General features: G+C 40.4%; 9 protein-coding genes. 4 read left to right on the forward strand and 5 right to left on the reverse strand.

Annotated features, from left to right (window positions below):
• Positions 1-189 precede the first annotated feature (189 nt).
• The 4 genes from FTT99_RS02980 (at position 190) to FTT99_RS02995 (ending at position 6,873) form a co-directional block, all read left to right on the forward strand.
• On the forward strand, positions 190-783 hold the full coding sequence (locus FTT99_RS02980; protein WP_373684563.1) for a hypothetical protein: 594 nt from the start codon (positions 190-192) through the stop codon (positions 781-783).
• 46 nt (positions 784-829) lie between these two features.
• Positions 830-1,933 (forward strand): efflux RND transporter periplasmic adaptor subunit, encoded by a 1,104-nt coding sequence (locus tag FTT99_RS02985; RefSeq protein ID WP_180130056.1) that lies wholly within the window; start codon positions 830-832, stop codon positions 1,931-1,933.
• A gap of 23 nt (positions 1,934-1,956) precedes the next feature.
• Entirely contained in the window at positions 1,957-5,061 is a 3,105-nt protein-coding gene (locus tag FTT99_RS02990; protein ID WP_180130053.1) for an efflux RND transporter permease subunit, read from the forward strand.
• Between the two features lie 96 nt (positions 5,062-5,157).
• A complete protein-coding gene (locus tag FTT99_RS02995) occupies positions 5,158-6,873 on the forward strand; it encodes a proline--tRNA ligase (protein ID WP_180130050.1) in 1,716 nt (571 codons plus the stop codon).
• A 62-nt stretch (positions 6,874-6,935) separates the two neighbouring features.
• Here the strand turns inward: FTT99_RS02995 and FTT99_RS03000 are convergent, their stop codons facing one another.
• From FTT99_RS03000 to dcd, 5 genes are all read right to left on the reverse strand, one after another.
• Positions 6,936-8,237: a hypothetical protein gene (locus FTT99_RS03000; protein ID WP_180130048.1), complete on the reverse strand. Its 1,302-nt coding sequence runs from the start codon at positions 8,235-8,237 to the stop codon at positions 6,936-6,938.
• Between the two features lie 50 nt (positions 8,238-8,287).
• Positions 8,288-10,468 (reverse strand): DUF6160 family protein, encoded by a 2,181-nt coding sequence (locus FTT99_RS03005; RefSeq protein ID WP_180130045.1) that lies wholly within the window; start codon positions 10,466-10,468, stop codon positions 8,288-8,290.
• A 30-nt stretch (positions 10,469-10,498) separates the two neighbouring features.
• Positions 10,499-11,188, reverse strand: coding sequence for a hypothetical protein (locus tag FTT99_RS03010; protein WP_111884916.1), 690 nt, complete (start codon positions 11,186-11,188; stop codon positions 10,499-10,501).
• A 10-nt stretch (positions 11,189-11,198) separates the two neighbouring features.
• Positions 11,199-13,259, reverse strand: a complete 2,061-nt coding sequence (locus FTT99_RS03015; RefSeq protein WP_180130042.1) for a hypothetical protein — start codon at positions 13,257-13,259, stop codon at positions 11,199-11,201.
• A gap of 245 nt (positions 13,260-13,504) precedes the next feature.
• A complete protein-coding gene (gene dcd / locus FTT99_RS03020) occupies positions 13,505-14,074 on the reverse strand; it encodes a dCTP deaminase (protein ID WP_005008040.1) in 570 nt (189 codons plus the stop codon).
• Positions 14,075-14,184 lie beyond the last annotated feature (110 nt).

Genomic DNA, 14,184 nt, shown 5'->3' on the forward strand with positions numbered 1-14,184 from the left:
CACTTTCCGATGACCAACGATTTTTTTTTAACTTGGAATAGTATTTAATTGTCTTAATTAAGCATATTATAGCAAGATTATTACTTTAAAATAAGTAATTTAGTCAACTTTAAACTGGGGAGTACAAGGTTGAGTCCGTTTACAAAAAAAATTCACTTGATTGGCCTTAAACATTTCTCAAAAAAAGTCATTCTGACGACTTGTTTAGTGGCTTATACCCCGCTTTTATTTGCTGCACCAACCAATACGCAGCAACCACAAAAGGCGACTTGGTATCGTTACTATGACAGTAAAGGCATAGCAAACATCAGTACCAATGTGACACCAAATCACATCCGCTATGGTTATGAAGCACTTGATCAAAATATGCAAGTGATTAAACGTAACCGCCCCTACAATGCTGAAGCGGACGTTAGACAAGCTCCTCAGCGTGCTGCCCAAGCACGTCAGCAAGCTTCAGATATCAAACTTAAAAAAGCCTATACCAATAGCCGAACTGCGGCCATTAAAAAGCGTGATGCACTGACTGGTATACGTAAACAGATCGTGTTTGAACAAGAACAATTAAAACAATTACAAAATGATCGTGTATTATTTGTTCGCCAAGAACGTGAACATTTTCGAAAAGGTGAAACCGTTCCGGCAAAATTAAAAACAATGTTGGATAATAATCAAAAAAATATGGTAGCGAAAAAAGAATACATTCAATCGTTACAAACTCGCTATCGAAATACAGAAGCTGAATACGACAGAATTATTACGCGTTTAAAAGCGATGGAATAAACTTGTTATTCAATTGCTTTTGTAGACCGCTGATATAAGGACCATTATGCAATCTGCACAGCAATCATCCCCTTTTTTAAAGCTTAGCCTGCTTTGCATAAGCCTGACTTTGGCTGCATGTCAAAAAGAAGATCCGCAGCAAAGTGTAAAACCAGAAAATAAGATTGAATTGATTCAACAAGATCTGGTGACGATCGAACAAGGCAACGCCATTTCAAAAACAGCCTTTACAGGCACCATTCGGGCAGTCAATCAGAGCAGTATTCAAGCCCAAGTCACTGCGACTGCAACCAATGTGAATGCAGAGGTCGGACAACGTGTCAGCAAAGGCCAAGTGTTGGTGCATTTAAATAATCAAGACAACGCAGCACGTCTTGCTCAATCACAAGCGAACCTCGCATCCACACAAGCTCAAGCCAATCAAGCCAAACTGATGATGGAGCGCAAACAGCGTTTACTAAATCAAGGCTTTATTTCCAAAGTAGAGTTTGAACAAAGTCGTGTCGATTACCAAGCTCAACTGGAAAATGTTCGTGCTCAACAAGCCAATGTCGATATTGCGCGAAAAGCCAATCAAGATGGCACCATTTATAGCCCTATCCAAGGCGTGATTACCAAACGTGATGTTGAACCGGGACAAACAGTTGCTGCCGGACAAACCCTTTTTGAAATCGTCAATCCAGACCAATTAGAAATTCAAGCTAAATTACCAAGTGATCAGCAAGCTGCACTGAAAATTGGACAAAAGATTGAATATAGCATCCAAGGTAATAGTAATTTACTCACAGCACAAATCAGCCGAATTTCACCGATTGCCGATCAGGCTAGTCGTCAAATTGAATTTTTTGCAGCCCCAAATGAAACTATTACTTCATTAAGTATTGGTGCTTTTGTCGAAGGTCACATCTTAGGTACAGATAATATTTCAGGCCAAAAAATTCCACTCGATACCATTCAAAGTCTAAAAGACCAACCTTATGTCTGGGTCATTCGTCAAAATAAAATTGCCAAAGTACCTGTACAAATTTTGAATCAGAGTTATAGCAATAACACCGCGATTGTTCAGGGCTTACAAAATAGCGATCTGATCAGCCGAATTAAATTTAATGATTCAGATATCAAACAAGATGTAAGTATCAGCCAAAATTAAAAGAATAAGGCAGGACAGTTGTTATGTGGTTAACCCGAATTAGTGTGAAATATCCTGTTTTCACCATCATGATGATGTTCTGTCTGATGGTGCTAGGACTCGCTTCTTGGCAACGTATGGGTGTTGAAGAGTTTCCTGATGTCGACTTCCCTTTTGTTGTTGTCTACACCAACTATCCGGGTGCTTCTCCTGAGTCTGTCGAATCTGAAATCACCAAGAAACTTGAAGATCAGATCAATACCATTTCAGGCCTTAAGCAAGTCATTTCACAGTCCAGTGAAGGTTTATCCACGGTCATTGTCGAATTTAATCTAGATGTCTCGTCCTCTGTAGCTGCACAAGATATTCGAGATAAAATTGCACCAGTAACTGCACAATTTCGTGATGAAATTGATGACCCGATTGTAGAGCGCTACGACCCTACTGCCAGTGCGATTATGTCGATTGTTTTTGAATCGAAGGACATGTCTTTACGTGATTTGAGTTCCTATCTGAATCAACGGATTGTGCCCCAGCTTAGAACGGTTCCCGGTGTCGGTACGGTCAATTTATTGGGTGATGCACAGCGTCAAATTCGTATTCAAGTAAATCCGCAAAAATTACAAAGTTTCGGGATTGGGATAGACCAAGTTATAAACACCCTAAAATCTGAAAATATTGAAGTTCCGGGGGGGACTTTAAAACAAAAGAACTCAGAATTGGTGGTCGAAATTAAATCTCGGGTTATTCACCCAAACTCATTCGGTGATTTAGTGGTTGCCAATAAAAATGGCGCGCCGATTTATCTCAAACAAATTGCCGAAATAGAAGATAGCCAAGCTGAAATGGAGTCGAGTGCTTATCTGAATGGTAAAACAGCCGTCGCTGTCGACATTCTTAGAAGTTCAGACTCTAATGTGATTGAGGTGGTTGATAATACCCGTAAAACCTTAAGTAAAATCCAAAAGCAATTGCCGCAAGGCACGACCGCAGAAATTGTGGTTGATTCTTCAAAAGGTATTCGTGGCAGCATTAAAGACGTGGCACGTACGATTATTGAAGGTGCAGTACTTGCGGTACTCATAGTATTGTTATTTCTCGGCTCATTTCGTTCGACAGCCATTACAGGTTTAACCCTACCGATTTCGCTACTAGGTACCCTCACCTTTGTTTGGATTTTTGGTTTTACCATCAATATGATGACCCTACTGGCTCTCTCACTGAGTATCGGTCTCCTGATTGATGATGCCATTGTGGTTCGTGAAAATATTGTCCGCCATACTGATATGGGCAAAGACCATGTCACCGCTGCACTCGACGGCACGAAAGAAATTGGTTTAGCCGTATTGGCCACAACATTGACCATTGTCGCTGTATTTTTACCTGTGGCATTTATGGGCGGTATTATTGGGCGTTTCTTCTATCAATTTGGTGTAACCGTCAGTACCGCTGTACTGATTTCAATGTTTGTGAGTTTCACCCTTGACCCCATGTTGTCTGCTCACTGGGCAGAGCGCCAAGATCCAAATAAAAAGCCGGGTAAAATCAAACGTTTTTTTAACTGGATTTCGGGCAAGCTCGACAACCTAAGCCATCATTATGAAAAATTACTCAAGCTTGCTTTAAAATTTAGGCTCATTACCCTTTTAATCGCCGTCGCGTCTTTATTTGGTGCATTAGGTTTATCCAAAATGATCGGAACTGAATTTGTACCCGTACCAGACAAAGGTGAAATTCGGATCAAATTTGAAACACCAGTTGATGCAACCCTTGAATATTCGCAGGCGAAGCTTAAGCAAGTAGATCGTATCATTCGCCAACATCCAGAAGTCAAAGCCACTTATGGTGCAATTAATAGTGCCACTGATCGGGGTAAAAACCATGCTAGCATTCGTGTCACTGTTTCACCACGTACGGAGCGTAGTCAAACCTTAACGGATCTCAATAATGAATTCCGTACCCGCTTAAAACATGTAGCAGGTATTACCATTACCTCGATTGCCTCAGCTGATGAAACAGTATCGGGCGGCCAAAAGCCGGTAATGATCTCGATTAAAGGACCAGACTTAGATGAGTTACAACGCATTTCTGACCGCTTCATGAAAGAAATTTCGAAAGTCGACGGTATTGTCGACTTAGAAAGCTCACTCAAAGAACCTAAACCGACCTTAGGTGTACATATCAATCGCGTTTTAGCTAGTGATTTAGGTTTATCCGTCAATCAAATCGCCAATGTATTACGCCCTCTTCTTGCGGGGGATAATGTAACAACGTGGAAGGATGATAAAGGCGAAACCTATGATGTAAATTTAAGACTCACTGAAGATCAGCGTCGTCTGCCAACTGACATTCAAAGCATGTACATCACATCACAAAAAACCGATGCCGCAGGCTTACCTATCTTGGTTCCATTGGCAAGTGTGGCTAGCTTTGAAGAAACTCTCGGTGCTTCACAAATTAACCGTCGTGATCTGGCACGTGAAGTGATGGTTGAAGCCAACACAGCAGGACGTCCTGCGGGTGATATTGGTGCCGAAATCAATGAGATAGAGAAAAACTTCGACTTGCCACCAGGTTATAGTTTTGTCACGCAAGGTGCCAATAAAGATATGGCTGAGTCTGCGGGTTATGCAATGACAGCGATTACCCTCTCTATTGTATTTATTTATATTGTTTTGGGTTCACAATTTAATAGCTTCATTCACCCTGCAGCTATTATGGCTTCATTACCCTTATCATTGATTGGGGTTTTCTTAGCCCTATTCTTATTTAATTCAACCATGAACCTCTTTTCCATTATCGGGATTATTATGCTCATGGGCTTGGTGACAAAGAACGCAATTCTACTCATCGACTTTATTAAAAAAGCCATGGACCATGGTGTAGATCGTTATGAAGCGATTATTGAAGCAGGTAAAACCCGTTTACGTCCTATTTTAATGACTACCAGTGCAATGGTGATGGGTATGGTTCCGCTTGCACTTGGTTTAGGTGAAGGCGGTGAACAAAGTGCACCAATGGCACATGCCGTGATTGGCGGGGTGATTACCTCTACCCTACTAACACTTGTGGTTGTGCCGGTGATTTTTACCTATTTGGATGATTTCCGAAACTTCCTTGCACGTCAGGCCAAAAAAATCATGTCATAATGACAAAATCTAAAATGAGGTGACTTTGGAAAATGTTCACCTCATTTTTTATTGTATACTCTCCACTTTAACGCTTAATTTTTTAGGACAGTTTCCATGCGCGCGAGTCGCTTTTTATTTGCAACGTTAAGAGAAACCCCAAACGATGCTGAAGTTATTTCACATCAGCTTATGCTTCGTGCCGGGATGATTCGTAAATTGGCTTCAGGTTTATACACTTGGCTGCCGATGGGCGTTCGCGTACTAAATAAAGTTGAAGCGATTATCCGCGAAGAGATGGATCGTGCTGGTTCACTTCAAGTCCTGATGCCTGTCACTCAACCCGCATCTTTATGGGAAGAATCAGGTCGTTTCGTACAATATGGTCCAGAACTTTTACGTTTTAAAGACCGTCATAACAATGACTTTGTACTTGGCCCTACACATGAAGAAGTGATTACAGATCTTGCTCGCAATGAATTGAAAAGCTATAAGCAATTGCCTGCAAACTTCTACCAAGTACAAACCAAATTCCGTGACGAAATCCGCCCTCGTTTCGGTGTGATGCGTTCACGTGAATTCATCATGAAAGATGCCTATTCTTTCCATGTTGACCAAGCTTCTTTACAAGAAACCTATGACAAGATGTATGCAGCTTATTGCAAAATTTTCACTCGTTTAGGTTTAAATTTCCGTCCAGTTCAAGCGGATACAGGTTCAATTGGTGGTTCGGGTTCACACGAATTCCACGTCCTTGCGTCTAGCGGCGAAGATGACATCGCATTCTCTACAGAGTCAGATTATGCTGCTAACGTAGAAATGGCGGAAGCAGTATTAGTAGGTGAACGTGCTGCTCCGACTAAAGCACTTGAGATTGTTGATACACCAAATCAGAAAACCATTGCTGAGGTTTCTGAATTCCTTAAATCAGACCCTACTCAATCTGTCAAAGCATTATTGGTTCAAGGTGTTGCTGAAGAAGGTAAAGCTGCACCAGTGGTTGCCTTATTCCTACGTGGCGACCATGAACTGAATGAAATTAAAGCAGAAAAACACCCATTAATTGCTGCTCCATTAACTTTTGCAACTGAAGCACAATTAGCTGACTTAGGCTTAACTGCTGGTTTCTGTGGCCCTCAAGGCTTAACCGAAAAAGGCATTACCGTTATTGTTGACCGTGCAGCGTCTGTACTTTCAGACTTTGTTGCTGGTGCAAACCAAGTCGATAAACATGCTGTAGGTGTAAACTGGGAACGTGATGCACAATACACCGAAGTTTATGACCTTCGTAATGTTGTTGAAGGTGACCCTTCTCCAGACGGTCAAGGTACAATCTTGATTAAACGTGGTATCGAAGTTGGTCATATCTTCCAGTTGGGTCAAAAATACTCTGAAGCACTTGGCTGTAAAGTCTTAGGTGAAGACGGCAAACCTCTCGTTGTGACTATGGGTTGCTACGGTATTGGTGTAACTCGTGTTGTTGCTTCTGCGATTGAACAAAACTTCGATGACAAAGGTATTATTTGGCCGTCTGCAATTGCTCCTTTCGAAGTTGCTATTGTGCCTATGAATGCACATAAGTCACCACGTACAATGGAAGCAGCTGAAGCACTGTATGCAGAATTAACTGCTGCTGGTTATGATGTTCTTCTAGATGATCGTAATGAGCGTCCTGGTGTTAAATTCTCTGATATCGAGTTAACAGGTATTCCACACCGTATTGTCATTGGCGAGAAAGGTTTGGATGCTGGTACATTTGAATACAAAGGTCGCCGTGATGAAGAATCATGCAACCTCAGTAAAGAAGACCTTTTAGCGAAAATTGCAAAATAATTTGCGCTAAACATAAAAAATCCCGCTAAGTGCGGGATTTTTTATATGAAATATTTTAAGCCTTAACAGAATTTCAGACCGCCGAAGCAGTTAGAACGAAACTCCTGTCCAGACAGTTTTAAATTGGTTAATGGGAAATCAATTAATGACGGGTTTTTAATCTCTTTAACATCCAAAGAAGAACCTGCAACACAACCAAAGAGTAAATCTCCACAGTTACGAACATTGGTACTTAGGTCATGGTTAATTCCGGCGATCGTTTGTTTCAATACTTCATCCGTAATCGCCACTTTATCTGATGGTGTAATACTGCCCAAATCGACTTCATCTTCCATCGCCAACCACCACCCTCTTTCTGCTGCGACTGCAGCACCAGGCCAAAGTATTTTTTGAGCTTGTAATGATAGCGAAGCAGGGTTATTTAAATAGAGTGCGTGAATCAAACCTAAACTTTGATTTACCGTAATATCGGTTTTTAGCCCAGTAAGATACCCCGTCACATCTTTATTCAAATTAATGTTTAAACCGAGTAGAGAGATTTGAGCTTCTAATGGACCACTAAAATCTAGACGATCAACAGTTCCTGTACCCTTTAACTGTACATCTGTCATTCTATTCCCACTCACGACAGTAGCTGGTATGGTAAAAGGTGCTGTGGTTGATTTTAAATTAAAGGAATAATTATCTGATTTGTAGTGAAGCGGTAGATCAACTTCTGCACCAAATAATGTCCCCTTAACTGCTCCTTCAATATATTGCTGCGTAGAAGCATAGTCCATCACACGCTCTGCAGTTGTTGCAACACCCGCAGATGCTTTAGTTTTCATATAACCACTAAAGGTATTGATACCATTGGGTGTATTGCTATTTTCTGTACCTAATGTCATTAATCCAGAAATTTTTTCAGCGCTCAAACGAAAGCCCATCACTTCACGTGTTGCCGCTGATTTCGGATCTTTAATTGCAATTTCGATAAAAGGATTGGTCAGCAAAGCTGAAGTTGCCGCACGTTCATCCGACGTATAATTGCTATTTGCAGGCAAGCCACTCAGTGAAATATGATCAATATCAATATCACAAGCACCTGAGCCATTTGCACCACCACAACCCAATTGGAGCTTTTTAATATTGGCATTGAGCTCCATTTCAGCTTCCAAACCAAGTTTATAAAAGCCGACATTGGATTGATCAACGGCTTGTCCACTCTCATCCACAGAATTATACCCCTGCGTATATTCCATGGAGAGTAAAGCTTGACCATCAACTTTTGATAAGCTTTCATCATCTAAAGCCATCATTGCATGAGATAAGCTACTCATCGCAAATGTCGAGAATATCAAACCTCTGATTAACTTCTTTTTCATAACAAATTCCCTGTTCGTTATTTTATTTATTTGTTATTGATTTAATTTTACTAGCGTGGAGTAATCCCCATCGTACTTCGCATTGTTCCACCGGTTAGGGCAATATCCGCCATCTTTTGCATATTGCCATTTGTTAACATCGAAACTTCTGCACGAAACGCTTTAGACATATTATTGGTTGGATTGAATTTTACCTGATTATCAAACTCTACCGAATCTTGTTTCATTTTAATTCGAGCATCAAAGCCTAGATCGCCCTGCATTTTATTAATATTGATACTTGAAGCTGAAACGACACCGCTGGCATTTACATCTTCATTCATCAAACTTAAATAGCTTCCCATAACTTTTTGATCTTTCTTTTCAGCATCAGTTAATGCTTTAAATTCAAAGCTTCCACGGAAAGACAAATAGTTATTTTCTGCACTGTCATTTAGACCCGGCACTATAAATAGCTCACCCTTACCATCGAGTTTAAACGCAATATTCGTCAACACATCATCACGTTTAGAGAAATTATCTAAAGGTACTGTGGTCCCACATTTGGCAGAAGCTGTAGTCGCACAGTTATAGGTTGAACCCGGAAGTTGACCAATCGCTAACTCGGCATTAGCTGCAATCAATAAATTATCTGCACGTACATAGATGCCATCATTTTCATAACCAATCACACCATCAGATTGAATAAGGGAATTAATGTTTCGTAAGCCTGCATAATAATTGACTTCTTGACCATTAATACCTTTTTTACCATCAATCAAAATAATGGAAGTTGTACTTGGTGTTCCTGTTTTTTTATCAACACCATAACCATCTGTGCTCATTACAAGGTTATAGCCAATACCTGATTTTTCAGCCGCATTTTTATAACTGTATTTTTTCTCTGATAATGCAACATTGGCATTCATATTATAAATCGGGATACCAATCCCCCAACTGTTGTCATTACTTGCAATTGCGGCAATTGAGTTATCAGAAATAAATCGTGCTGTACGCGCGATGGACTGAAAATCCATACCACGAATCGCCACTAGTGCAAAATTTCCGCCCGCCGTTTGATTTGAAAGATTCTGGGTTAAAACATTATTGGTTAAACCTAATGTTGCTTTTAATTTATCATTTACCAGAAAATCAAGGCTTTTTGCTTGGATGGTATTGATATAAATATCGCCAAAATCAATATATGCATTTTTATCAGCAACTAAAGACGTTAAATTAGAAAATTCAATGGCATAACTACCAATACCCGTATGGCCAATTTCTAAGGTTGTCGGTGCTTGACCTGCAACAAGGCTAGGATCATCCTTTGAAGTGAAATCCGCGCGCACACCTAAATGTAAACCACCTGAACCAACGGACTCATATCCTGAAGCTTTCGTTGCTAGACCAAAATCTTTAATTCCTTCTTGATTGGCATTTAAGGCAACTCGTGCATTAGTGACAGCACCCGATGCTCCCATACGAATTAAATTGCGCTGTGCACCACCATCGGTACCGTATCGTAAATCGATATTAACGCCGGGGTTTGTGGCATCGCTACGTGAGCTATGTACATCTGAAGTATCCTTTACCCGCCCCAAATTGACCGCATGGTCTTTGCTCCCTGTGGATTTTGTGGTGAGAACAATGCCTTCATCAGCTGCGACATACATATAACCTGAACCAGCAAAGTTAAAGTTAAAGTCCTTTAAGGTTACGCTATGTCCATTCATACCATGACTAATACTGGCATTTTGCAATTGAAATTCCATATATGCCGTATCATTACGGTTAAATAGACCATTACTGGTTTCAAGTAATACTTTTAAAGGTGAAGATGTTGCAATCGTAAGTGAACCTAAATTTTGCGTAGGCGTTTGGCACGTTGTGCCTTGACACAGCAGCATAATATTTTGCGCAACAGCCGTAAATGGACTGACACTTGCAGCTATACGCATGCCTACACCAGCATCCGTAGTCCCAACATCAAAATCTAATTTTGATGTAATGGTGCTTTGCCCAACGCCATCTATTTGTACATTGTGCAAACCCATTTTCATCTTATTTTGGTCAGTTGGGTCAACCCAATTTAACTGATCAACTTTGACTCTAGAAACTTCATGGGTAATCGAAATACCATCTTGGCCAGTAACTGCACCCAAGCTTTCATCGGTCATCGCTTCAAAAGCATAGGCATGTTGAGCAAGTAAAATACTGGTTGCGAGTGCCGTTAAAGTTCTTATTTTTCTCATCACAATATCCTTATATTCAGTCACAGCTGATTAACAGCGACCTGCACCATTTCCAGTGCAGTTAAAACTGAAGATGTTTAACTTTCCACTCATGTGCATGTTGCCATGCACATTAACACCCATAAATCCTTGTTCTGAACCACGATCAAAATCAGGCACTGCTAAAGTTGAAGTTGTTCCATCAGCTTTCTTTTCGGTATAGGTCGTATAAGTACTGGTATTTTCATAACCTTCCTTACCTGTCGTCCCTGTTTCCACCGCCAACGTAGCAAAACCTAAATTTCTAATTTTTAATGGCTTATCATCATAAAATGTCAACTGCATAGCCGTTTGTGGATTGCCTTCACGATTGATAATCGTCACACCATCTAGTGAAAATTGATCGATCTGTAACGTTCCTTGAAACTGTTTAAACACCAACCATTTCTTATTACCATTTGCATCCACATGATTATTGGGCGCAAGTGCTAAGCGACAAAACTCATTGGATGAACATTGATATCCATAAAAAGCTTGAGTCGTTTTACCATTCGCATCCATGATTGATATGTTGTTTTTTGACATATCATTGGCGTATTGATGGTTTAAGGAAAGTGTCCAACTGAGATCTGCACCGCCTTGGCCCGTTGCAGCGGTAAGTTCGCTATTATCCATAGACACTAAACCTGCATGAGTTTGTGTCAGTGCCGCACACACAACAGCGCATAAAATTTTATACATGTAATTTCTCCTACAGCCCTGTTGTTCTTATTTTTAAGTGCTGAATCAAGACGCCATCTATGGCAACAGATCCTAAGTTCGTGCTTTGTCCATTAACACCTTTAAACACTACACCTGTCGCAGCATCCGTACTTTTTGCATTCAGCAGATTACCAGGCAAGCGTTCTACTGTACCGATTGCAATACTACTATGTGTTGCATTACGCCCCTGATATAGTGCTGTCGCATCTGAAGAGTTTGCTTTTAACTCCGTACCACAACTATAGACGTTACAGGTTGAACCTTTAAAGTCAGCAGCGGTTAAGCCTGATGTACCTGTGGTATTTCCAGCGATATCCGTATAGTAGGTATAAATTTTACTGTAAATAGAAGGTACATTTGGAATACGAGTTACTTCCAGTATAATATTTCGACCTTCCGATCCCACAATAAAGGGTTGATACATATTGCCTAAAACTAAATTGATGTTTGGGCTATATAAATATAGACCTTCAGTTTCATGAAAGATTGGAGCTGCAGATCGATCCATCGCTGGTGTCGCTGCAGTACCATCATCCAGCTCAGAACGTGCAGCTGTACTAATACGTATACCACGAGCATCTAAATCACCATCATTAATACTGAGTGATTCAGCACGATCGTTGGTATTAATACGAATTAGGCTGGCTAAACCTAAGGTTTGGTTGTAATTTGTATTTGTTGATTTTAGGGTTTGAAAAATTCGAACTTGTGAACCATTAAAACTCAAACCATTCGCAACAATTTGAGTACGTAAACGATAGTCTTTATCTAAGCCACTGGTCGGCGCACCGGTAATCGGATCGACGACATTACTTGAATTTAAAGACCGTGAAAATACATCCATCCACAAACCAAGCTTGATGTTGTTAGATGCATCATCTGCCGCAATTTTCTTTAATGGTGCCTCAATCGCTAAGTAACCAACATTCCCCTTATTATCTTTCGCAAATTGTTCAACATCTTGATTCCCCGCATGGAAAAGCCATGGGTTTTCTGCTGTACCCCAATTAAATCCTTGGTCTGTATAGCGCGTTGCTAATGAACTTTTGCCATTTTTATCTTTGCTATTGGACAGGGCTAAGCCATATATAAATACATCTGCTTTCGATCTGAGACTCGATACGGTCGCAGTCGAAGCAATTTGTTTTGCTGTAATCTCAGCATTTTTCTTCACGGTTGCTAATGCTGCATCGCTTGCCTTTTGAGCTTCAAGCTTGGCATAGTCCGTTGCCAACTGATTGAGGGTTTCTGCAGCTTTGGCATTTAACTGAGCATCTTTTGTTGTATCAATAATATTTGAACGTGTAATTTTTCCTGAGACATAATTTTTATAAAATGTCGAAGTGGTCGGTAAATTACCCGTACTATTGTTACCGTATAGTAACTCAATCATTTCATAGGTATTTTTTAAAGCAGCAGCTTGAGACTTTTCTTTTAAGAACGGTGTAATTGATTCTTTCGTTGTGCCATCGTTTTCAAAAGATAAGCCAGCCGATGAACCATCATAATAATCTGCATAACGCTGATCGTAATATGCCTTCATCGTTGGTGATTCAAGATAAGACTGTACTAATCGGCCACGATATTCTGTTGAATATGTTGCTATGGTTTCATTGGTAATACGTGTAGCATTATTGGTCTCATAGGTGCTTTTTGAACTTGTAAAAGTTGAGTCATAAACACCGTTATAGCCCGTAACTCGCCCTTGCTGATAAGCATCAACATAAGCTGCTTTGTAGATTTTATCGTAAGCACGCTGCCCTAATTGTTCATAGTTTTCACCAGTAGGAATAATCCGAATAAAACCTGTATCGCTTTTCCCTGGATCAACCATACCAGACGCATAACTAGAAGCCGTAGAACGGTCATTTGGCCCTTGAAAGACCATTTTGAAATTTTCTACAGTGAGTGCAACACCTTCACCCGTTGTGGCTGAAAGTGCTTCATCTGATAAATCTTGAAGCGCATAAACAGATGGTGCAGCAAACATGCTGACTGCGGCTGCTAAGCAACTCTGGCGGAATAACTTAGCCTGGGTGAATTGAGTCATCTCGACCTTCCTTTTATCAGATGCTCTGCATCTCTCTTATATTTATTCCTGAGAACTGGCTTTGATGTTATTGTCCATTTATTCCTTAAATGGAGACTTGTGATAGACCAGTCACTTAACTTTTTATTATGCTGAATAATTACTCAATTGCAAAAACTTCCCCACCGAATGGTCTATTTTCCGATGAATGACCCAACAAAAAAGCGGGCTAATTCGCCCGCTTTTTTTAAACTCAATCCAAAGGATTAAGCTTTCGGTAATGTCACACCGGTTTGACCTTGGTATTTACCACCACGGTCTTTATAAGAGGTTTCGCACACTTCGTCTGATTCGAAGAACAACATTTGTGCGACACCTTCACCCGCGTATATACGTGCAGGTAAGTTGGTTGTATTCGAAAATTCTAAAGTCACGTGACCTTCCCACTCTGGTTCAAGAGGCGTCACATTGACAATAATACCGCAGCGCGCATAGGTTGATTTACCCAAACAAACGGTTAACACATTACGGGGAATACGGAAATATTCGACTGTCCGTGCCAGTGCAAACGAGTTCGGCGGAATGATACAAACGTCTGATTCGATATCAATAAAGCTTTTATCGTCAAAGTTTTTAGGGTCAACAATTGCTGAATGAACATTGGTAAAGACTTTAAATTCACGAGCACAGCGCACGTCATAACCATAGCTCGACACGCCATACGAAATAAGCTTTTCGCCATTTTCATCATAACGGACTTGGTTTTCTGCATACGGTTCAATCATGCCGTGTTTTTCGCTCATTTCGCGAATCCAACGATCAGACTTAATAGCCATTTATCTCTATCCAAAAACTTAAATCAATTATTGCGTGGTACTTTAACTGAAATCCGACTTAATGAAAATAAGCTTTGCCGAACTAAGCGGATTTAGTCATTTTCAAATCA

Origin of the sequence: Acinetobacter sp. YH12040, from assembly GCF_013420005.1 — a bacterium.
GTDB lineage: Bacteria > Pseudomonadota > Gammaproteobacteria > Pseudomonadales > Moraxellaceae > Acinetobacter > Acinetobacter amyesii.